The organism is Bifidobacterium sp. ESL0690, assembly GCF_029392315.1.
GTDB lineage: Bacteria > Actinomycetota > Actinomycetes > Actinomycetales > Bifidobacteriaceae > Bifidobacterium.
The window spans coordinates 1,008,036-1,030,001 of record NZ_CP113939.1 but is presented as its reverse complement, the minus strand read 5'-3'; the positions used below and the strand labels follow the sequence as shown (position 1 = coordinate 1,030,001).

Sequence of the window (21,966 nt, the reverse complement as noted above, 5' to 3'; positions counted from 1 at the left end):
ACCGAGCTCCAAAACCGACATAGCCAGGCTCTGCGTTCAGAAAAAACACGGCGTTAGAAACATCACAAAACCCTTGTGCGGCAAAGGCCGCATTGTTATCTTCTTTTTACACACTTACGACAGAAGGAGTTTCATTGACTGCCAATCTCAATACCGCTTCCGGCCAGCCCTGGGCCGACAACACCCATTCCCAGACCGCCGGCGTTCGCGGCCCGGTGCTGCTGCAGGACTACCAACTGGTCGAGAAGCTCGCGCACTTCAACCGCGAGCGCATCCCGGAGCGCGTGGTACACGCCAAGGGCGCCGGTGCCTACGGCACCTTCAAGCTCACAAAGGACATGAGCGAATACACCAAAGCCGACGTGTTCACAGGCGTCGGCAAGGAGACCCCGATCTTCCTGCGCTTCTCCCAGGTGGCCGGCGAGCTCGGCTACCCCGACACTCTGCGTGACGTGCGAGGCTTCGCCCTGCGCTTCTACACCCAAGAGGGCAACTACGACATTGTGGGCAACAACACGCCGACCTTCTTCATTCAGGACCCGCTGAAGTTCCCCGATTTCATCCACTCCCAGAAGCGCGACCCGCGCACCCACCTGCGCAACGCGACCCGCCAGTGGGACTTCTGGGCGCACTCCCCCGAGACCGTGCACCAGGTCACCTACCTCATGGGCGACCGCGGCAACCCGGCCAGCTACCGCACCATGAACGGCTACGGCAGCCACACCTTCAAGTGGGTCACCGCCGACGGCACCGCTTTCTGGGTCAAGTACCACTTCATGAGCGAGCAGGGCGTGGTCAACATGAGCGAGGAGACCGCCGCCAAGGCCGCCAGCGAGGACACCGACTACCTGCTGCACGAGCTGTTCGACGCCATCGAGTCCAAGAACTACCCGTCCTGGAAGGTGTGCGTGCAGATCCTGCCCTACGAGGAGGGTCTCAACTACAAGCACGACATCTTCGACATCACCAAGGTCGTCTCCCACAAGGACTACCCGTTGATCGAGATCGGCGAGTTCACCCTGAACCGCAATCCCGACAACTACTTCGAGGACGTCGAGGAATCCGCGTTCGCTCCGGCCAACTTCGTGCCGGGCATCGAGCCCTCCCCCGACAAGATGCTGCAGGGCCGTCTGTTCGCCTACAAGGATGCCGCGCGCTACCGCCTCGGCGCCAACTATGAGCAGCTCAAGGTCAACCGCCCCATCAATGAAGTGCACAACTACGAGCGCGACGGCTTCATGTCCAACAACGCGCAGGACGGCTCCGTCGACTACGAGCCGAACAGCTTCGACGGCCCGAGAGAGGACACCTCCGCCCGCATCCACGGCGATCAGCTCGAGGGCAAGACCGGCAACTATGCCGCCTACGAACCCGACAACTTCTCCGCCGCCGGCGCGCTCTACAACGTGCTGAGCGAGGAAGAGAAGCAGCGCTTGGTCACCTCCATCGCCTCCAATCTGAGCCAGGTTGAGGGCGAGCACGCCGAGGAAATCAAGGTTCTCGAGACCAAGCAGTTCTATCAGGCCGATCCCGACTACGGCACCCGCGTCGCCGAGGCGCTCGGGCTGAATCTCGACGACATCAAGTGAACATCAATATCAACTAGTCAACAGAAAATGCTCCTGAAAGGGAACTTTCTTCTCACCTAATGTGAGACAGGAAGTTCCCTTTTTATATTTTTTATTTTTCATCCCGCTTTGTTGTGCAATGTCGCTGCATCATCGGCAATTTCGTAGCTTTGTATTCAAATGTGTCTTTATTGAAAAACGATATGTCTTTTATCGAAAAACAATATGAAAAGATTATGATATGAAGTCAGGAAGAAATCAGCCAGCGAAGGAGACCATATGGGATCCCAACAACCCAAAGAAACCCCGAACGCCCGGGTTTTGCCGCAAAAATCAGGAAACCGGAAAAGCGGGCACAGTGTGCACATGTCGCACCACACACTTGCCATCCTGCTCGAAATCACCGACGCCTGCGTGGTCGCCGCGTGTCTGGCGCTGACAATCTTCGTGATTCCAGCCGCGGAAAAGGTCGATGAGCTCAAGCAGGGCTCGGACGTTCTCACCGCCATCGGGATGCTGCCTTTGGCCGTGGTAGCCGTGTGCGCGTGGAAACTGTTCTCGGCGATCGGACATGAGGAGACCTTCACATCCGCCAACGTCCGCCGGATATGGATGATCGCCATGGCCTTCACCATCTCCGCGACGGTGTGGCTGGTCGAGCTCATCGCCTCCCTCGTCGCCGTCTCCAACAGCCGTCGGCTCGTCATTCTCGGGCTGGGCATGGCGTTTCTCTTCTGCCTGGTGCTCGCGGTGGTGTCCGCCGCCCTTGCCTCGCTGACCGCCACCGCGACGGAACTGAAAAACGAAAACGACCTGGTGATCTGACATGGGACATATCACGGTAACCTTGGACGACATCCTCGCCGACCGACGCATGACACTTACCGAACTCTCCCAACGCGTAGGAGTGACGGTGGCGAACCTTTCCATTCTCAAAACCGGAAAGGCGCGGGCGGTGCGATTCACGACACTCGCCGCCATCTGCCACGAACTGGACTGTCAGCCCGCCGACCTTTTGCATTATGAAGCGGAGGAATAGCCCGACTCTTCCGCATCTTTCATTACCAAGCAGCGATTAAACAACAACCGTAACCACACGATTTCAAAAGGAAGCCAGTCATGGATAAGGACAACTATACCCAAAATCAGCCTGAATCGGCCAAAAACAAAGATAAAGAGACGAAGGCGGCGGCTGCATCATCAATGTCGACATCATCTCCCACACAGCCTGAAGCCTCGAGGAAAGAGGCAACATCAACTTCGTCGGCAACGCAAGAGGCCACGAGGGCAACAGCAAATAGCTCAAAAACGGCAGACGCACCACTCTCCACAAACGCCAATACCGTCAATTCAGCGAATACAGCAAATACGACCAATACCATAAACCCAGCAAAGAAAACACCCAACAACACGAATTCCGCAAGCCAATCGGCTACAGGCCCCAACGCGAACCCCTATTTTACGAACTCCATCCCGCTATCGGCAGCAGCCCAAGCCGCGAACATAGCCAACACCACAGCAACAGGAACCGGCAAAACGGTCACCAAGGTTCCGCTTGCCCCGCTGACGAAAGCCGACAAAATCTCGCTGCTCTGCGCATTGGGGCTTTCACTGCTTTGGTGTGTATGCGTCTCGCCCGTACTGTTTTCGGGATATTTCGCGTTAACCGGCGGCGCGGCGCTAAGCGTCTGCCTGCTCGCCTTCTTCGGCTGTGCCTGGTGGTTGAGGCGAAGGCATGAAACGCAAGCGGTGAAAAAGGCAAGCACGCTCAAGGGTGCGAAACGGCTGAACCTGCAAATGCCGAAATCCTCATACGCTCTGCTGTTCTGCACAATTGCGCTCATGCTTGTTCCCGCATTCTCCCAAGCCGCTTGGATCAGGCTCATCAACGCCTGCGCGCTGGCCATCGCGCTGCCGCTCACTTTCCTGCTGTTAAGCGGCGCGAACGATAGCGAATTGTTCCGCCTTAGTGGAATCTTGCACGGCATCGGCACCTTCTTCGTCGAGCAGTTCCGTCACTGGTCGGTTTTGGGTCGGGTCGCTTCATCGTGGATGCACGGACGCGGTCGGGCAGTCGGCAGTATCGCGGTCGGCGCGATGTGCGCGGTCGCGGTACTGTTCATTGTGATTCCCGCACTTTCCTCAGCTGACGAAAACTTCGAATGGCTCGTCAACCATCTTTTAGCAAACTTCTTCCATATCGATCTCGGCCCTCGCGCTTTCGACATCGTTCGTTTCATCATGGTTATCCCGATCACCTTCTCACTGCTCTTCGCTTTGCGCCACCCACGCCAAAAGACCGTTACCAGCGAGAGCACGATCCAGCACTCCGCCTCCACCGGGATGCTCAACACGATGCTCGCCATGCTCGACGTGGTGTATCTGGTGTTCGTGGCCATCCAATCCTCCTACCTCTTCGGCGGGGTCGACACGCTCGAACGCTTCGGCGGCTACGCTGCCTACGCCCGTGCGGGATTCTTCCAGCTCGTCGGCGTCACGGCCATCAATCTTGTTATCGTGATGGCCTGCGCCTATTTTCGCAAAAACCAGAAACGCGTGATATCACTCCTTACGTTGGAACTCGTACTTATCGCTTCGACGGCGGTGATGCTGGTTTCCGCGGCCTGGCGCATGAACCTGTACGTGCGCAAATACGGCCTCACGCGCCTGCGCATCCTCACCTACTGGGGCATGGTGGCAATTGCATTTCTGCTTGTGGTAACCGTAGTGAAGCTGCTGCGACCGCGTTTTGAATGGTTCCGTGTCGCGTTTTTCGGCACCCTCGCCCTTTGGCTTGTTTTCGCCTTCGTCCAGCCCGACGCCATCATCGCCAACGTCGATGTGGACGGCTACCTCAACGGAAGCATCGAAGAGGTCGACACAGGTTATCTGGCAGGACTCCCCTCGTCCGCCATCGGTCCGCTCAACCGTCTGAAGCAGCAAGCCCCGAACAAAGCGACGAGAGATGCCGCTGGAATCGCGCTTGACGAAGTCCATGAAAACGCGAACGGAGCAGCATGGTCAATGTGGGGGATCTAGTTTCGGCAAGTTTCGCTATAACCCTCGATACCGGTCAAATAATAATCACTGGTATCAAAAAGTGGAGTGCGACCCGCATATCAATGCAGATCGCACTCCACAAATCAGCCTGATTTACTTGCCTTGCTTAGCTGCCAGGCAAGTAAGAAAATCAGACGACCGAAGTAAGAAACTTACTTCTTGTCCGAGCCGGACGACGGAGGCGTAAGCCCCTGCGACATGGCCTGCGGAATATAACCGGTTACCTGCCCGTTCTGAATGGAGAACACATACCAGTCATCTTCATTCCCCCAATCCGTCGGAATGACATAATGACCGACCTGCTGATCGCCACGGTACAGATCCACCTGAGCACCGGAAGTACTTAACTTATCGCCGGTGTAGTGATTGGTACGGCTGTAGTTGTGCACATAATAGCTATATGTACCGTTGGCATCCACGTCGAACGTGACCGTCTCGGGACCATAGCTTGTCACGTCGTCACGATCCAGCCACGCGACACGCCTACTGCTGTTGTCATAGGCGTTCTTGTTGCGGTAATAGACGTGATAGTGGGCATTCGGCGTGTTGCCGATGAGGTGGGAATCCTCATCCGCAGGCTTTTCGCCCCACGTGAGCACCGCGCGATACTCGCCGATCGAGGACGTCGGTGTGGACAGCGAGCTGACGACGTTCAAATCGAGATTCGAAGTCATGTTGATATGCGTTGTCCAATCGATGTAACCGGGATGGGTGACTTTCACATCGTACTCGCCCGCAGGCAGTCCCATGGCGAACTCTCCGCGATCGTTTGAGGTTGTGGTCTTTGAAATACCGTTGCCGGTGACGACGACGGTGGCATCGGGAATCGCGTTCCCGTTCGTCGCATCGCTGACCTTGCCTGTCAGATCGTAGGTTTCGTTGCTCGTGTCGGAGTTGCCGCCGGTCCCACTATCGGCCGGGCAGTTATGATCCACGTTGAGCTCGCTATCGATGACCGTCGTTTCGACGTCACCGGAAGCCAAGGTCTTATCGAAGAGGGTCTTGTCGATGACGGGAACGGTGAACTTCGCCTTGACCTCGCCGTTGCCTATCACCTTCACGATGAACTTCCACTTGACGGCGACATGCCCGGCAGAACTGGCATTGCCATCATAGTTGGCATTGGCCGTGGCCTTTATTCCCGCATTGATCTCAGGGCCGACCACGTCATAGATCTTCAGCGCGGCATGCACGGTCGGGCCAGCTTCGGCGTCGACGCTGCCGGACGACGAGGTCTCGTATCCGTTAGGGCCGCATGGGGTGTTCTTGCTTGCCGAATCATGGTTCTCGTCAATCATCTTCCAGTTGCCGTCGGAGAATTCCGCACCCTTTTCGAACGAACGTTCCTGGGCGTACGAATACTCGACCTTCGCCGAACCGTTGACCTTCGCCGCGAAACCGAGCGAGGCTTCCGGCACGATCACGACCGGCACAGGGCCGACCGAGAAGCTGATCGTGGAAAGGTGCAGATGAGCGACATCGTCATTGCTATAGCTAGCTGAAGCCTTGCCGAATGCCGACAGGGAGGCATTGGTCTTCTGATCACCGGTGATGGAGGTTCTGAACTTCTTGAGTTCCACCTTCGGCGCCCAATCAAAGGCCACGTCGACATCGAGCGTGAAATGCACGCCGAGCGTAACGGCTTCCTTGGCGGAAAGGGCGATGCCACTGCTGGCCTGGGCCGCTTTCTTCGCCTTGCTGTCACCGTGATGCTGCTTGGCGTAATCCGTCGGCTTTTTGGCATCCGGATCGTCGTTGTTGCTCACGTTCGGACCCGGGAAGCTCATATTGAACGACGCTTCCATACCGGCGCTCGCATCGGCGTCAAACCGTGGGGCAGGTTTTTGTGGCGAGGCGGATCTACTCAGCTGGCCGGCAGACACCATGTCGACCCGTTGCTTGTCACCAGGCTTGACCACTATGTCAGAATTGGAGTTCGGCGTTTCCGTCGCTGTGGCGTCGGGGCCCATAGCGGTCTGATTATGATCGATATGCACCTGTTCGAAGACATCCGTCATCGCGGCCGACGTGGTGAAGACGATCCAACCGTGGTCGCTGCGCTCGACAGTCAGGACGCGCCTGATGAAGCCTTCGGGAACATTGGTGCCGACGCCGGAAACAATGACCTTGCCGACATCGAAACTCGGCTTGTTGGCAAAGACGATGTTGTCGCTGTTGACCTTCAGGATCGTGTTGATGCCGTCATCGGGATTGATCACCACCGTATCGGGAGTGACCAATGTCTTTTGGGCATCCGGCAGAACGACGCGGACACCGACCTTGGATTCGGCCTGTCCTTGGTCGCGTGCGATGCCGACGGCCTTGTAGGTCACTTGCTGGCTGCGAGGCGAGGCGACGCGCATCGTCCATTGAGCACCAGTGGCCGTGTATTGCACATCGGCAGTTCCGATCTTGACCGAGTTGCCATACACTTCGACGCGGTCTATGGCCGAATCTGACTTGACGGTGCCCTTCAGGGTGACCATGCCGGTCTTCGCCAGATCCACCTTGGCTCCCTCGCCGGGAGACGTGATGGCCAGATTGACCGCACTCTTGGCTGAGCTGGGCACGCCGAGAACGTCGCCCAAAGGCAGGACGCCGACGTTCACCGCATCACCACGCACGCTCACCGGAGCTTGGGTAGCCGAAGATTCAACCACTTCGACCTGAGGCACTGCACCCCTTTGCCCATCGACAACGACGCCGTGAGCGCGGCCGTTAAGACTTTCACCCACATCGACGAAGGTACGGGCGGTGTTCGCCGTCTGCTTGCCGGCGCTGACCAAAGCCAGCGACATTGCGCGGTCCTTGTTGCCGGGAACATTGACTTTGTTCTGAGCACCCGGAGAAGCCGTGCTCTTGGACCAGTTTGCGCCGGAAACCGGCACATAGCTGCCCTCGACGTTGGCATGATCGCGATTGGCGGCGGAGCCGGAGACCCAACCGCGCAGCGAAAGTCCGACGGTGCCTGGAGTCGTCGACGAGATACGAATCTCGCCCTTTTCGACATCCGGCACGACAAGCGTGGAGACTGCCGTATGACCTTGCGGTAACGCAACCTGTTGGCCGGCAAGCGTGACGGTTCCAGCCTGCTGCAACGTGATATCCGCGGTGACATATACAGCACGCACGTCAATGCTGGGCACGCCGCCCAAACCGGTGACGGCAACCGTCTGCTCGGCACCCAACGCGGCCGTGGCACGAGTCTTGACGGCAGAAAGCGCCTTGGTGAGACCTGGGGTATTGTCGGAATTCTTGAACGAAGCCAGAACCTCGACGCGAATATTGGCATTGGCCGAAGCCGCGATAGCAGCCTTGCCACCGGAAAGCGGCGCAAGAACCGTAGTCGAGGCATCCTGGCCAGCGGAAGCGACGAGCGCCGTCGTGCCGGAAACGCTTATCGTCGTGTCCTGAGCCGGCGCGAACACGCTTAGACGCAGAAGCGCCGAATCGTATCCGTTCATGCCCGGCAACGCGACACCATCATCGCTGTTCGTTGGCACAGAACCCACGCCGATCGAAGACTCTACAGCAGGGACGTACTTCTTCGACGAGTATTCGGCCTTGTTGACAGGAGTCAACCCTGATGCGTTGGCACTGGTAGCCCCCGTCACGCCCATTGTCAGCGCAAGGGCGGAAGCAACACTTAGCGCGACCGCTTTCTTAAGTCTGGAAGACGAATGCAAAATGCCTTTCATCGTGCCACCTTCTTCCTCGCATAAACCAGAACCGCACCGACGGCGAGGGCTCCGAAGGCCATCGCAACGACCGGCAAAACCTCGGAACCGGTTTGGGCGATCGGGTCTTTCTTGGCGACCTGGTTGGCTGCTGTATTCTTGCCGGCGTTGGCATTATTACCGGTTGCCGTGTTCTTGCCGGGCTTCGCCATCATCGCGACATTAACGGTCTGAGGCTTTTCAGTCACACCGATGCGACCGGAGAACTCATAGAGAACGGCACCGCTGCCATCGACAAAAGTGAATGCAAACAATGCATTCGTCGGCTTATTCGCAGACAACACGAATGAGGCCTTGCCTTCTTGCGCCGGCGCAATGGCCGTAAGACCACTGGGCGACGGCTTGAATTGCAAATCCGTCTTGCTGCCATTGTTGTTCATAGTGCCTTTGTAAGTCACCGAGGACGCTGATGGAGTTTCAACATCCACCCATACATTCTGGGTTCCAGCTGGCACCGATATCTGCGAAAGATCGTTCGCAAAAGCGGGTTGCGGGCAAACTATAGCCGCCAACAACGCAATACATAGCGTTGCCAACGTACAGATGGCCCCTCTTTTTCTAGTCATATCTTCCTCTTACTATAGATAAATCAACTTCGAATATTTTCTATTCGAATAAAGATTATCAAAGTGTGAGGATTTTCATAAATTATTACTCGCCACATGCGATTTATCTCAGTATTTTCGCCATAAATAAGTTCGACTGTTGGAACATTTCTTGCAAGGAAAAACAAGATACCAAAAAAGTTCTACCCACCAAGCCAGTATCAGCATGAATGGCACTTTCAGCACTATGGACAAGAAAACCTATCGCACATAGGCCCACATACTTACATAAATCAAAACGCGGCTTTTAGTTTTTGACTATTCGTTCAAAAACTGGTATAGTGCCAAATATGGCAAGACCAAGAAGTTTTGATGAGCATCAAGTGCTCGAACGGTGTCGCAAGGTTTTCTGCACACGCGGCTACGATGCCACCTCGATCGATGACCTCGTGAGCGCGACCGGGCTCAAACGTGGAAGCCTCTACCAGGCTTTCGGCAGCAAGCGCGGGGTGTTCCTGAAAGTGCTGCAGGGTGCGTTGGACGCTACGACCGAGAACAAAGCAACAAATAAAGCTGAATCCGGCGAAGGCGACAGCATCCCCGCCGAAGCCCCTTCCCCATCGATTCAATCCGAAGCTGGCGGAAAGACGATTCGGTCCGAACCGCAATTCCTTGCCAATAGCCTTTTCTCAGTTGACGTTCTGACACTTGTCACCATCGCCTGTCTGGAACTTGCACCCCATGACGCGAAGGTTCGCGACATCATCGTCAGATGGCGCTCCCTGATTCCACGGGAACAAGCGGATCTGCTGCCACAAACTCTTGGAGACAATCTGCTGAATCGAGCTGGTATCGGCGCCAGCTCAACGAAGGCCTAAACCCGCTCAATCCGTATATTCAAATCAATCAAACTTTTTAGAACCACCATTAAGAAAAGGAAGCATCACTATGTCCGAAATGCAAAACAATCAGGAAAAAACAAGCCACAATGACTCCGGGACCACGGGCAGCAACACCGTAACCATCGAAGGAAAGACCCTGAAAGTCGTGCCGAATGGTCTCAACAAACTCTGGTCACTCAAAGGCAATCTTGAGATTCCGCTCGCTCATGTAGCGGGCGCGACGCTCGACCCCGGGTTCAACATGTCCGGACGCCGGGCATTGCGCGATCCCGGCTTATCGATTCCGGGCAAAAACGCCGGCACGTTCAAGTTCCCCGACGGCGATGTCGAATTCTGGAACATCGCGCAACCCGAACAACCGCTCGTCATCCAGCTTCGTAATGAAAAGTTCAATCGCCTGGTGCTGGGCGTTGCTGACCCACGTCAGGTTGCAGATGTCATCAACGCTGCCATTGAGTAAAAGACCAAACCGAAAAATTCAATCGGCGAATACGACATCTCCGACTGGCAGGCATCGCCGCTGCTCGAATTCGACGAACGAGACAAGTCGTGGCACATGCCGCAAGGTTACCCACGCATCCCGCTGACCTTCTCTATTGTGGCACGAAAAGCCTGAGCTTCGCAAAGATGCCCACAAGTTCTATCAGGCCATCAGCTACACACCCGACAAGATGCAGGCCCGATTCGGCAAGCGGTTGAGGTAAGCAGGGGTCAGTTCAGTTTGGCGTATTCTTGCGGATCGACCGGTTCAAGCCACTCGTTCGAAGCGCCTTCTCCACACGTCATCACGGCTATGTGCGAGAACGGTTCGTTCGGGCTCGCGCCGTGCCAGTGCTTGGTTTCCGGTGGTACGACCACCACGTCGCCGGGACGCATCTCGCGCACCGGCTCGCCTTGGAACTGGCAGTAGCCGCGACCGCCCACGGCGATGAGAATCTGGGTGGCCTTGTGGTGGATATGCCAATGGTTCCTGCAGCCGGCCTCAAAGGTCACGTTGGCAACCCCGACCTGGTCCATGCCACCCAGCGGAGCATTGTAACTCTGGCCATCAAAATACTGGGCATAGGCATCGTTGGGATGTCCCATTGGGAACGGGCTTGGATTCGTGAATGTTGTTGCCATTTTCTTTATCTCTTTCTATTGAAATTATTCGTATACGATATGACTCCGAGCTTATCGGTTTCCGACAAACCGGGTCGCATATTAACCGACGTATCGGGGATTGTCGATAAAATCGTTGAGACGATTAACGTCCGCTGAACACGGGGAAATCGCTGGCCTCGCCATAATCGGTAACCTTCGGCATATCGTGCAACGTTTGCATGTCTTCGGCGCTGATGTTGAAATCGACTTCGGCGTTGGTCTTGATATGAGCCTCGGAAGAGGCCTTGGGAAGTGGCAGCGTGCCGAGTTCCAGGCAGTAGCGAATCATCAGTTGCGGCACGGAGACGTCATAACGTTCCGCCATCTTGGTGAGCGTCGGGTTATGCGACATCTCACCGTGCGCGATTGGCGAATAGGCCTCGACCAGAATATTGTTCTTCTTTGCAGTGTCGAGCAGGTCGAAACGCGTGTTGCCTACATGCGTAAGCAGCTGGTTGACCGCAGGTTTGATCTCGCAGTGTTGGAAAATGTTATCGAGGTCCACGTCCTCAAAGTTCGAGACGCCGATGGCACGCACGTTGCCCGCCTTCACGGCCTCCTCCATCGCGCGCCACGCCTCGAGATTGCCCTCGAAGCAATGGTCGCCCTCATGGAAATGCGCCCACGGTTCGGGCGCATGGATGAGCAACAAATCGATATAATCGATATCGAGGGCTTTGAGCGAGACTTCGATGGAGTCCTTGGCGGATTGATAGTCCTTGTGTTCGGCCCTCACCTTCGTGCTGACGAACACATCTTCACGTTTGAGGCCGGAAACACGCACACCTTCACCCACACCATGTTCGTTTTCATACGCCTGAGCCGTGTCAACGTAGCGGTATCCGCACGCGAGCGCCGTCTGCACCGACGCTCCGGCTTTGTCGTCATCAATTAGCCATGTACCGAAACCCAGCTTGGGAATCTTTACACCATTGTTCAGAGTGTAGTTTTCTTCAAGTATGGTCATCATCGTTCCTTTCAAATCATGATTATCGCCTTGTAGAGTGATCTATCGCCAACTATAAAAACTTCAAGCACTTGAGGTCAATACAGCAACCAGTAAGGTTTCGCAATTGGGCATGACCGCACATTCTTGGAGGAATAATATGAACACAAGAAGACGCTCATCGTTTACTTCGATGCCTTCGCTCGAATATATTCGTATACTTCTTTCCATTAATCTCAGCAAACAAATCGACTATGCCGAATTTGAAGAAACGCTACCCAAAATCGCAAACCCCCGCTGTTGCAACATGAAAACATTAAGATTGCCGATATGAGCGAAATCAACATACGACAAGCCAACAGGAATGACGCGGCAGCACTGCAGGAACTCAACAACGTTTGCCTGGGATACGACTATCCTCTCGAGCGCACGCAAGAGAGGCTCGCGGAACAGCTGGCCGACCCGGACTGCCGCATTTTCGTGGCCGTTCAGGACGGAAACGTTGTCGGCTACGTTCAGGCCAACACCTACAAGGCGACCTATGGTGACCCAGCGGTAAATGTCATGGGTCTTGCGGTTTCACAAGCTGCGCGCGGCAAAGGCGCGGGACACAAGCTGATGGAAGCCGTCGAGACTTGGGCACAAAGCATTGATGCCGAGGAAGTACGGCTCAATTCCGCCGAATTCCGCAAGGACGCCCACAAGTTCTACCAGGCCATCGGTTACACGCTGGACAAGATGCAGGCCCGATTCGGCAAGCGATTGCGGTAGTGCACAGCGCATCGATTCCAAGCGCTCAATAACGTTATTCGAACGTTCCTTCAACCTTACCCATACCAACCACTTTGCCATCCAACTCGGCCATAAGTTTGCGATAAGATGTCATCGGTCCAAGCCCAAGTTGCTGATCCACGGCATAGACGGTGAATTCGTAGCGGTGACTGGTTCCTTTCGGCGGCTTCGGCCCACGGTAACGATGCCAGCCGTACGCCATTCCCTGAACCGCATCACCGATTCCGGGCCGCGCTCCCCTGGCGATACCTGCAGGCAAAGTCTCGATAACCGACAAATCCCAAATAATCCAATGTGTCATTTCGCCGAACAACGGATGGCTCAAGTCGCGCAGCACAATAGCCAGTGACTTGGCTTTATCCGGGATACCCGAAAACGCAAATTCAGGCGATATATCACGGCCCCGCCCCGTGAATTCGGTTTTAAACCGGCCATTCTCATCGATTCCGCTGCAAGCAACTTCGATCCGCTCCATCGCGATTTCTCCCTTTGCTTTTAACCCTCAATTACTTTATAAGTAGTAGATTATCATTATTATTTATTCAGAAGCTGCATTTCTGTTGAGAGGAGCATGATGCTGACGCCAGACCACGAGAACGTGAAAACCGGAAAGAAGCAGGCGGCCATCCAAACTCTGGTGCATTTTCTCGCCTTCATCCTGATATTCCTTGTACTCTATGTCCCCGCCTTCTTGCTGGTCAAGCATGTTCTGCACATCCAGCGCCACGCCAGCGGCGAGAACCATGCAATCCTGTCCATGTCGGTATCGGCTCCGCTGGAGGTTGCGGCGGTCGTCATCGCCTACCTCGTGGTGGTAATGCTGCTCGAAAAGCGCAGGAACCCTTACGAGCTACGGCTCTCCCGGCTCCCAGGCCTGCTAGTTGGAATGTTCGCAGGCTTCGGCGTCATCGCCCTGTGCATCGGTATCCTCTTCCTTACCGGCAACTATCGCGTCACCGGCTTCAACCCGCACTACTCGCCGTGGATGGATATCTTCGTCATGGGTGTCTGCGGCGGCATCGGCGAGGAAATCGCGTGTCGCGGCATCATCTTCAGACTGCTCGAGGAATGGATCGGAACATGGGGCGGCATCCTGGTTTCCGCCCTGTTGTTCGGGCTCATGCACCTGAACAACCCCGGAGCAACGCTGTGGGGTGCACTTGCCCTCGCGATAGAGTCCGGCGCGCTCTTCGCGGCCATCTACGCATGGACCAGATCACTGTGGTGGGTCATCGGTTTCCACGCCATGTGGAACGTCGCCGAGGGCCCCATATTCGGTTCCGTCGTCTCCGGCCTCGGCAAGCAATCATCATGGCTCACCGCAAGTTGGCAAGGCCCCGCAATCCTGACGGGCGGCTCCTTCGGCTTCGAAGCCAGCATCGTTCCGGTCGTGGTGTGCGGTGCGATTGCGGTGTTTATATTGCTATCCCTTCAGAAACAAGGGAAAATCGTGAAGCCATTATGGAGACGAAATCTGAACAAACTATAGACCAACAATGACTACTATTATCAGCTAGCTTTTGCTAACCAAATTAACAAAAAACATAAATAGATAAACACAATCATGAAGCAAAAGCTGCGACACTCTATAATGAGCAAAATCGTTGTATCATATCTGAGTCCTGCCCAGAAAGCAGAATGACAAAACCCTTGATTTTTGAAAGTTCTAAGGATTCCAGACAATATAATAAAATTTTAATCTGCATTATTTGTTAGTTCACTTAGAAAATCATTAGCAACAAACAGTTCTCCAAAACTCTTCACACTGTTCGATTAGCAGTAAAACTAGGAAATTTTAAGAAACAGTAAAAGAGCTTGAAACTATGAATAGTTGAAATCATTGCCCCTTTAAGGTTAAAGACCTGATTCAGTCAATCATCATTTTCCATACAAGGCAAGAGCTCTTTACTCTGATGTTTTAATAAATCGCAAATGTATTGAAGTTCGTCTTTATTTGATGAGCCCATGGTTATTATCTCTTCAAGTAATGAAATCGAATTCTCAAGCTCGTCTACATCGTCATATAGTCCATTCCAGACCTTTCCGGCTATTCTCAAAGTTTCATTTCGCCTCAATTCGCTAGGAAATTGATCTAATAAAGATTTTTCAAAATAAGGTCGCGTATTCATGAGTTTTATGTCCCATTCTCTAAGAGTTTTGATATCGGCCGGTATTTCAGGATCACTTTCACAAGCAAGCCAATCCCAAATCCTCGCATATTTATCTAGCTCCCCTAGAGCCCATAAATCAGTATCTGGTAGCAACCCTTTTGCTATTCCAGTTGCCATTCTGGCTTCTTGATTTGTCTTAGGCCCATCAAAGCCGATATTTAAAAGCAGCTGTTCAAAGAATTCTCCAACAACAAAAGACGGCCAAGAATCCAAATTCCTTCCCGCCCAACCTCGTCTCAAATTGGAGGCATAAATCTGAGCATCTTGAACTGTGTCGAATTTATTAAAAATAGTTCTTGCATGTTTGATGTAGAGAACTTGTCCATTTTCGCTTTTTAAATCACATTCTAGCCCAAGTAAGAAAAACACAGGCCCTGAGGCACTGCCATCTTTTTTAGAGCCTTCAAGCAACTTGTCCAGGATATGGTCAGCCATTGCAACTTCACCTTTAGTGTGTATTCTCCAATCGAGTTTTTCATAACTTTTTAGGAGAGGAAGTAGCCCACTCAAGATCGTCTTGTAAGTGGAAGTTGGGAGGCTCCTAAATTTGTCATTCAGCAACCTCAACACCGGTATAGTCCCATATTTTGCGACATTAATAAGATGCTTTACAATGTCAGATGGCTCAGTGAACGGATCTCTATCTAGAGAATCTAAAATTCTTGACCATATTTCATAAGCGGAATCAAAATTACGGCTAATCATATCCAGATAAGCGAACCTGACCTGATTACGAAACTGTTGCTGATTACCGGATTGAGAACCAACCAACCATCGATATGCTCCATATACCATAATTGAATAAAGCACACTACCACAAAAAAGAAGCAACGCCATGATTAAGTAAATATGCTCATGCCATAACATACATGGAATCACCATACATGCAAATCCAAGAATGAAACGAACAGGCCGAATCACATATTTAATGATAACGGCATTGTCAAAGCCCTTATCGTGAATATCGAAAAGTAGCAAGGCCAAGGGGATAAGTAACGCAAACCAACATGCAACATAAGATTGTATACCGCTTTCATCGACCCAATCGCCGATAGCTTTATCGATTTGCTCGTATGCAAATAGAAAGAAGTTCCAACCGTGTTCCAAAGCCACTTGCATTTACACTAACTCTCCCCTCTATAACCTGCATCTGATAAAGATTAGAGTACTCGAGAGCATCGTTTATACAAATATCAGACAATTATCGGTTGATTTCTTGCTATATTGTTCGTAGAAACAAAATCAATGTTGATAATACTTTATGAATTTTTCAATTGTCGGTTTTATCTAGAAAGGAAAAAGAAAGGGCATGACAATTAAGTTCTTAAATAAGTTACGATACATCATACAGAAAAACAAAACTTCGGTAGAATCGACAGACATTAATCGGAATACTGTGCTTATGCAGGAAGCCCAGGATTGGGGAATCACTCAGCTGGCCGGCACTACAACAATCTGCAGAGAATCTGTCCTTCATCTGGCACAACGGCATGGTATCGAGACCGGTGGGTATCTGGAATGTACAGGAAGCCTCAGACGTGAACCTGAAAACGTGTATTCGACCAAAGCAGTAGCTGTTTATGTAGAGGGAGAACGCATCGGTTATTTGCCAGGTACTTTGGCACCTCGGGTTGAAGTCAGTACCAACAAAGACAACCCTACTCCAGTTCTGATACGCTTGTTCACAGCAATCGTGCCAAAAGGCTTCAGAGGAGAAGCATGGTATTGGATAGGCCAAGCATCACCGCAATGGTTGTATTCTGAAACCAACTGGCCGCCACTGTCACCACAGGAGAAAGCCCGTTCAAACCAAGAATACGCCGAAAAATTAGTCCATGAGGCCCATGAGGAGGGAGGAGAACGGGCGAAACAGTTCGAACAAGGAACTATACAGGGAATTCACTATCTGGAAACAGTGGAACCCATCAAGCAACTCAAGCGAGAGGGACGTCTGGACGAGGCGCTGCGCCTATGCTATATCGCCATAGAAGGTTCTGAGAAAGAAGCAAAAGCCACGGGACGTGAACCTGCACCATGGCATACAGAGCAGGCAGCGATCATCTTGCGTAAACTCAAAAGGCTTGACGAAGAAGAAGCCGTGCTGCGTCGTTGGATTGAACACTGTCCACCACATTACGTCGAGAAGAATCCGAATGACACCGTAATCATAAGACTCAAGAAACTGCAAACCAAAAAGAAAACCACAGGAAAGCGGTAACCATAGCGCAGTTAATCGTTGCAACATCTTAATTGTCTTTTAATACTTTGTTATACTTACAGTTCTTATAAAATATTCACAGTTGAATAAAGGAACACGAAATGCCAGTTACAGATCTTTTCACAGAGGTGATGTCTGAATATTCACAGGACAAGCGTCAGAATTTATCAAATTCACATGAAGAACATATGCAAGTTGATGAATTTTATCGTGAAGTTGGCGTCAAAAAGCTAGAGGAAGCGGTAACTTTCTGGACTCATTGTCTTGTAAATATGAAAGAAATTAACCAAGATTCTAAAAATGGAAATTTAGAAAAAGACTCAGAGAGAATGAAGAATTAATCATCGTTTATGGATCAGCTCGTACAATCCATGATTTTGCAGCGTTTCAACAGTATAATTATACATACCATTCAACTGGGCAAAGTTCACAAACCCCATATGAAACATTGATTTTTTTCGCTCAAATTATTACTGATTTAAAATATGATTTCACTGAAATCAGGACAAATCCACTTGACCTGTTAAGACTTCAGATAAACGATATTACTAAAGAAGAAAATGAAAAACTAGTTATCAAAGCATATAGGGACGTAATGGATAAACTTGGAGTTCCTAAATCCGAAAGCAAAAAGAATAAATGACTTCTTTATTTTGATTTCCGGGATGCCAGCGAAAATATGCATCCGGTTGGTTGCCGGTATATTCATCGGCTTTCCATCTGCACGCCCTATGTTCATTTGCATGGTTTTATTCCACTTCTTCCGGCACCTTGATGATTGGTTTGTGGTTGCCTTTGACTGCGAACGGGAGACTGTTGGCCTGCTCGTAGATGTTTTGGACGAGCTTCTCGATTCCATCCGCATGGCCGGTCGAAGAGAGGAACTGGGAGACGGCTTTATCGTAGTGGTTCTTGTTTTCGGTATTCAGACGCTTCCAATTAATGTTCTTGAAATGTTCCAACAGCGATCGGGAATCCGGCGGAAGACTGATCCTTCCCTGCTCGATGAGCACCGCGATGATGGGATAGCCGGCATAATGCTGCCAGTAAGTCGCGTTGTCGTTGGAGGTGTACAGTCGCTCGGAGATCATCACCGTATAACGTTTCGTTCGGGCCGATGAAGTCACGATGGCCTTCGATTCTGGGACGCACAATTCTACACGACCATCCACCACCGCGCTTAAAGCCTCGTATATTTTCGCGATCGGGGTTGGTTTTCTGAGAATATCGGGCATATGGAGGTCTCCTTTCCGACACGTCTTCCGCAAGGGCCAGGTTTCCCGAACCAGACACAGCGGGATTACGGTTCCATCCAGACCGTCACGTAGACATCTCTGAACCTGGAGCCATCATCCCACTGGCCATGACAAAGTATGCATTAACACGAAAGAGCATATAGGAATATCCACGATTCTATAAGTAACAGAAATACCGAGAATGAAAGCCATCGTGTCTGAATCGTGTCTAGACACTAAAACAGATGAAAATACAGAACGCTAAAACGTTGGAATTTCAACGTTCTCAGTCGAGATGACAGGATTTGAACCTGCGACATCCTGTTAGATTGACGGTTAAAACGACTGATAACGGACAGTACCGAAAACTGCCGATAACATTGGAATTCCAAGGAAAATCGACACCATCCGAAAAACGGTAGCGACGGCTGGAAACGGTAAATGCCGGAGGTCATCGTGTCTGAATCGTGTCTGAGATAAGAAATCTTTCCCTCTATCTAATCAATAAAAATATCAAGCAGTTTCGGTAATGCTCACCTCCTCCAAAATAAAATTGAAGTTGAGAATATTGGAATATGCTGCCTTGCAATAGACATATTTAGGAAATACAAATATCAGCTAATTATGATTCAGGATAAGCTTGATGAAGATTGACACGATCAAACTTCATTCCGTTCGAGTAAAATATTTTTTATCGGATTCATGGATGTCATCAACCGCAAAAGAGGGGTTATGATTAAAAAGGTTATTATCGAGAACTACCGTATTTTTAAGACTTTCTCTTTTGAACCCAAGGATGACTTCAATGTCCTTGTGGGAGAAAATGGTGCCGGCAAATCAACCGTGATCGAAGCAATCAACCTCGCTCTTACAGGCAGGGTAAACGGCCACTGGATTCAGGACGAGTTAAATCCATACCTGTTCAATTTGTCTTGCACGAAGGACTTTTTTGCTTCTGCTCAGAATCCCGATACCGCTAATCTCGTCCTTCCGGAAATACTCATCGAGGTTTGGCTGGATGACGAAGAGAGCGAATATGCCGAGTTGAGGGGCGCCAATAATTCGGATGGCCGGGAGCACGCTGGTATCGGACTTCATATTTTCCCTGACCCTGACTCACTGGGAGAATTCAATGAGTACATTCGTCAGGATGGGATACCTCATATTATCCCGACGGAATACTATACATATGAATGGTTTGATTTCAGCGGTAAAAACCTACATCGACGTCCACAATGCCTGCCTTTATATATAGTGGATTCACAAAAAATCATTCATTACTCTGGTATCGACTTCTTCACTAGGGATATGCTTAACAACAACGTCGACGAAGCAACAAAGAGGTCAATCTCCTCCGAGGTCAGAAAGGGGAGGTCCCAAATCTCGGAATCGGTGCTCCTGCCGATTAACGAGCAACTTCGGAAAGACGACCCGTCTTCTGCTCTCAGTTTGCAAATGGATCAATCTGCCAGTGCGGACTGGAGCAATTTTGTGATTCCGAGCATCAAACAGCTTCCCTTCTCGATGTCAGGGAGCGGGCAGCAGACCTTGCTCAAAGCCGAATTCGCAGTACGGAAGCAGAAAGAAAAGACTCTGATCCTCGTTGAAGAACCAGAAAACAACCTTTCCCATACCGCTCTTCTTGAACTGCTTGGCATGTTTCGATCCCAGGCAAGCCAGCATCATCAGTTCATAGTCACCACTCACAGTGCTTTTGTCTTGAATCGGCTCGGTCTCGATAATTTGTTCCTAATTAAAAACGGCTCAATAAACAAAATAAATAATCTGAGCGCTTCCACAGTAAAGTTTTTCCAACGGATTAGCGGCGTGGATACCCTCCGTTTTGTTTTGGCAAAACATTCGGTGCTCGTAGAAGGACCTTCGGATGAAATGGTCTTCAATTGGACTTTCAAAAAGCTGTTTGGTCAAGAACCACGAGACGCAGGCATTGATGTCATTACCTTTGGCATCAGGGGAAAAAGGATTCTTGAACTTGCAAAAGCTTTGAATGCAGATGCCGCGATTATACGCGACAACGATGGGGAAGATCCGGAACATTGGAAGGCAGAAGCCGCTAAGTTTCTCGAAAAGGACAAGCGGGAGTTATTCATCGGCGAAGATACAAGCGACAATACTCTGGAACCCCAAATGGTGACTGCAAATGAGAATAATCTTCAAGTTTTTGCCCATGAAATCGGATATCCGAAGACTTTCGATACTCGAGATAGTCTCATTGCCTGGATGAAAAAGAACAAGACCGACTGGGCTTGGAACTTTGCAAAAACAGAATCCAACGAGCAGTTCGAGGCTCCCGAATATATGAAAGAGGCGGCGAACTTTATCCATGGAAAATTGCAATAATGTCGTAAGGATATCTGTCGCCGGGTCGGGAAAGACACAATGGGTCATCGACCAGCTGTGCCGTCCTGAAATCGCTTCCGGGAAAACTGTGGCTATCTCATTCACCAGGCACGCGCAACATGAGTTGTCGGAACGGCTGATCCAGGAACGGACAAAAGGTGCCATCCCTCGTGTCATAGGCTGGTACAAATTTCTCCTGGATGAAATCGTCCGCCCTTATTTTCCTCTCCTCTACGCAAACAGAAGGGTAAATAATCTCCATTATGTCCGAGGCGTACGGAACTTACAATGGAAAACAGGGATAAACCGTTATATTGATTCCAATAACGATGCTTATAGTGACACATTGTCATTGTTGGCGAATAGGTTACTCCAAAAATCTGGCGGGAAAGCAATTAAACGGTTGGAACAAATCTATGATCATATCTATATCGACGAATTTCAGGATATGCGCGGCAACGATTTGGATATCTTCGAAGCACTTTTCAAAAGCACAATTGCGATATCGTTAGTAGGCGACCCCAGACAAAGCGTGATATCCACTTCCCACAGTGACACGAAGAAAAAGAAATACCATGGCTCACAAATCGTCAATTGGCTAGAAGAAGAGAAAGACAACGGACTGTGCACGCTCGACTATGATTCCAAAACGTATCGATACTGCCAGCAAATAGCTGACTTTGCCGATCTGATCTTCCCCGCTGGCGCATTCGAGGCAAGTATTTCACAAACCGATTATCCGGAATCGGACATGGGGATTTTCTTCATCGACGACGAAGAAAAGACACAATACTGCGACCAACACGGAAACGTAACGTTCCTACGGTACGACAAGAAGACAGACCCTATAGACCATGTTGAAACCCTTAATTTCGGAGAGTCAAAAGGGATTACGCGCGACAGGATTCTGATACAGACCACTGGACCCATCAGAAACCTGCTATTGAAAGAAAAAGAACTACCGGAAACCAGCGCATGCGGATTTTATGTGGCGGTTACCCGCGCACGATACAGTGTAGCCCTCGTGGTTCCGAGCCCTGATTCATTTATGAGAAAGATCAAAAGCACCTCGCGCTTTGCCGGATTCCCCTTCCATGTCTGGCATCCATCCAAGACTGATTCTTCTGTATGCAAAAACAAAAACCAAAATTCCTAATATCAAGTTAAAAGGAATTGTCTGTTCCTGCTCTGAACTGCACCCAGAAGCATCGACTTTTGGAAAATCTCGTTCAAAAAGAGCAATAGATATACAGAGTAGAAAATAATAGGGTTTCATAAAAGATTTGAA

Annotated in this window: 21 protein-coding genes; 12 read left to right on the top strand and 9 right to left on the bottom strand. The window is 51.0% G+C overall.

What is annotated here, in order from left to right; all coding sequences use genetic code 11:
* Positions 1–134: 134 nt before the first annotated feature.
* The 3 genes from OZX62_RS04110 (at position 135) to OZX62_RS04100 (ending at position 2,607) form a co-directional block, all read left to right on the top strand.
* On the top strand, positions 135–1,589 hold the full coding sequence (locus OZX62_RS04110) for a catalase (protein WP_277176753.1): 1,455 nt from the start codon (positions 135–137) through the stop codon (positions 1,587–1,589).
* A 258-nt stretch (positions 1,590–1,847) separates the two neighbouring features.
* Positions 1,848–2,393: a DUF2975 domain-containing protein gene (locus tag OZX62_RS04105; RefSeq protein WP_277176752.1), complete on the top strand. Its 546-nt coding sequence runs from the start codon at positions 1,848–1,850 to the stop codon at positions 2,391–2,393.
* Position 2,394: 1 nt separating this feature from the next.
* Positions 2,395–2,607 (top strand): helix-turn-helix transcriptional regulator, encoded by a 213-nt coding sequence (locus OZX62_RS04100; RefSeq protein ID WP_277144521.1) that lies wholly within the window; start codon positions 2,395–2,397, stop codon positions 2,605–2,607.
* A 106-nt stretch (positions 2,608–2,713) separates the two neighbouring features.
* On the opposite strand, the gene OZX62_RS04095 is transcribed toward OZX62_RS04100, so the two are convergent.
* Both OZX62_RS04095 and OZX62_RS04090 read right to left on the bottom strand, forming a co-directional pair.
* On the bottom strand, positions 2,714–3,013 hold the full coding sequence (locus OZX62_RS04095) for a hypothetical protein (protein WP_277176751.1): 300 nt from the start codon (positions 3,011–3,013) through the stop codon (positions 2,714–2,716).
* 9 nt (positions 3,014–3,022) lie between these two features.
* Positions 3,023–3,412 carry a hypothetical protein gene (locus OZX62_RS04090; RefSeq protein WP_277176750.1) on the bottom strand — a complete coding sequence of 130 codons (390 nt, stop codon included), beginning with the start codon at positions 3,410–3,412 and terminating at the stop codon, positions 3,023–3,025.
* Between OZX62_RS04090 and OZX62_RS04085 the strand changes: the two genes are divergently transcribed.
* Positions 3,411–4,607 (top strand): DUF4173 domain-containing protein, encoded by a 1,197-nt coding sequence (locus tag OZX62_RS04085; RefSeq protein WP_277176748.1) that lies wholly within the window; start codon positions 3,411–3,413, stop codon positions 4,605–4,607. The genes OZX62_RS04090 and OZX62_RS04085 overlap by 2 nt on opposite strands.
* 173 nt (positions 4,608–4,780) lie before the next feature.
* On the opposite strand, the gene OZX62_RS04080 is transcribed toward OZX62_RS04085, so the two are convergent.
* Positions 4,781–8,326 (bottom strand): carboxypeptidase regulatory-like domain-containing protein, encoded by a 3,546-nt coding sequence (locus OZX62_RS04080; protein WP_277176747.1) that lies wholly within the window; start codon positions 8,324–8,326, stop codon positions 4,781–4,783.
* Positions 8,323–8,745, bottom strand: coding sequence for a hypothetical protein (locus OZX62_RS04075; protein WP_277176746.1), 423 nt, complete (start codon positions 8,743–8,745; stop codon positions 8,323–8,325). The genes OZX62_RS04080 and OZX62_RS04075 overlap by 4 nt, the downstream gene beginning before the upstream one ends.
* 515 nt (positions 8,746–9,260) lie before the next feature.
* Here OZX62_RS04075 and OZX62_RS04070 point away from each other — a divergent pair.
* A complete protein-coding gene (locus OZX62_RS04070) occupies positions 9,261–9,788 on the top strand; it encodes a helix-turn-helix domain-containing protein (protein WP_277176745.1) in 528 nt (175 codons plus the stop codon).
* A gap of 70 nt (positions 9,789–9,858) precedes the next feature.
* The gene (locus tag OZX62_RS04065) at positions 9,859–10,272 is read left to right on the top strand and encodes a hypothetical protein (protein ID WP_277176744.1); all 414 of its coding nucleotides are present in this window, start codon (positions 9,859–9,861) and stop codon (positions 10,270–10,272) included.
* A gap of 251 nt (positions 10,273–10,523) precedes the next feature.
* On the opposite strand, the gene OZX62_RS04060 is transcribed toward OZX62_RS04065, so the two are convergent.
* Positions 10,524–10,934 carry a cupin domain-containing protein gene (locus OZX62_RS04060; RefSeq protein WP_277176743.1) on the bottom strand — a complete coding sequence of 137 codons (411 nt, stop codon included), beginning with the start codon at positions 10,932–10,934 and terminating at the stop codon, positions 10,524–10,526.
* Between the two features lie 124 nt (positions 10,935–11,058).
* Entirely contained in the window at positions 11,059–11,925 is an 867-nt protein-coding gene (locus tag OZX62_RS04055; protein WP_277176742.1) for an aldo/keto reductase, read from the bottom strand.
* A 306-nt stretch (positions 11,926–12,231) separates the two neighbouring features.
* Between OZX62_RS04055 and OZX62_RS04050 the strand changes: the two genes are divergently transcribed.
* The gene (locus tag OZX62_RS04050) at positions 12,232–12,672 is read left to right on the top strand and encodes a GNAT family N-acetyltransferase (protein ID WP_277176741.1); all 441 of its coding nucleotides are present in this window, start codon (positions 12,232–12,234) and stop codon (positions 12,670–12,672) included.
* A gap of 34 nt (positions 12,673–12,706) precedes the next feature.
* Here OZX62_RS04050 and OZX62_RS04045 read toward each other — a convergent pair whose 3' ends face one another.
* On the bottom strand, positions 12,707–13,168 hold the full coding sequence (locus tag OZX62_RS04045) for a YbhB/YbcL family Raf kinase inhibitor-like protein (RefSeq protein ID WP_277176740.1): 462 nt from the start codon (positions 13,166–13,168) through the stop codon (positions 12,707–12,709).
* Between the two features lie 96 nt (positions 13,169–13,264).
* Here OZX62_RS04045 and OZX62_RS04040 point away from each other — a divergent pair, with 96 nt between their 5' ends.
* A complete protein-coding gene (locus OZX62_RS04040) occupies positions 13,265–14,182 on the top strand; it encodes a CPBP family intramembrane glutamic endopeptidase (RefSeq protein ID WP_277176739.1) in 918 nt (305 codons plus the stop codon).
* A gap of 382 nt (positions 14,183–14,564) precedes the next feature.
* Here the strand turns inward: OZX62_RS04040 and OZX62_RS04035 are convergent, their stop codons facing one another.
* Positions 14,565–15,983 carry a hypothetical protein gene (locus tag OZX62_RS04035; protein WP_277176736.1) on the bottom strand — a complete coding sequence of 473 codons (1,419 nt, stop codon included), beginning with the start codon at positions 15,981–15,983 and terminating at the stop codon, positions 14,565–14,567.
* A 190-nt stretch (positions 15,984–16,173) separates the two neighbouring features.
* Between OZX62_RS04035 and OZX62_RS04030 the strand changes: the two genes are divergently transcribed.
* Together OZX62_RS04030 and OZX62_RS04025 are read left to right on the top strand one after the other, a co-directional pair.
* A complete protein-coding gene (locus tag OZX62_RS04030; RefSeq protein WP_277176735.1) occupies positions 16,174–17,082 on the top strand; it encodes a hypothetical protein in 909 nt (302 codons plus the stop codon).
* A gap of 101 nt (positions 17,083–17,183) precedes the next feature.
* Positions 17,184–17,423: a hypothetical protein gene (locus tag OZX62_RS04025; RefSeq protein ID WP_277176734.1), complete on the top strand. Its 240-nt coding sequence runs from the start codon at positions 17,184–17,186 to the stop codon at positions 17,421–17,423.
* A gap of 408 nt (positions 17,424–17,831) precedes the next feature.
* Here OZX62_RS04025 and OZX62_RS04020 read toward each other — a convergent pair whose 3' ends face one another.
* Positions 17,832–18,317, bottom strand: a complete 486-nt coding sequence (locus tag OZX62_RS04020) for a hypothetical protein (protein WP_277176733.1) — start codon at positions 18,315–18,317, stop codon at positions 17,832–17,834.
* A 702-nt stretch (positions 18,318–19,019) separates the two neighbouring features.
* On the opposite strand from OZX62_RS04020, the gene OZX62_RS04015 reads away from it, so the two are divergent.
* Together OZX62_RS04015 and OZX62_RS04010 are read left to right on the top strand one after the other, a co-directional pair.
* Positions 19,020–20,678 (top strand): AAA family ATPase, encoded by a 1,659-nt coding sequence (locus OZX62_RS04015; RefSeq protein ID WP_277176732.1) that lies wholly within the window; start codon positions 19,020–19,022, stop codon positions 20,676–20,678.
* On the top strand, positions 20,662–21,834 hold the full coding sequence (locus OZX62_RS04010) for a UvrD-helicase domain-containing protein (RefSeq protein ID WP_277176731.1): 1,173 nt from the start codon (positions 20,662–20,664) through the stop codon (positions 21,832–21,834). The genes OZX62_RS04015 and OZX62_RS04010 overlap by 17 nt, the downstream gene beginning before the upstream one ends.
* Positions 21,835–21,966 lie beyond the last annotated feature (132 nt).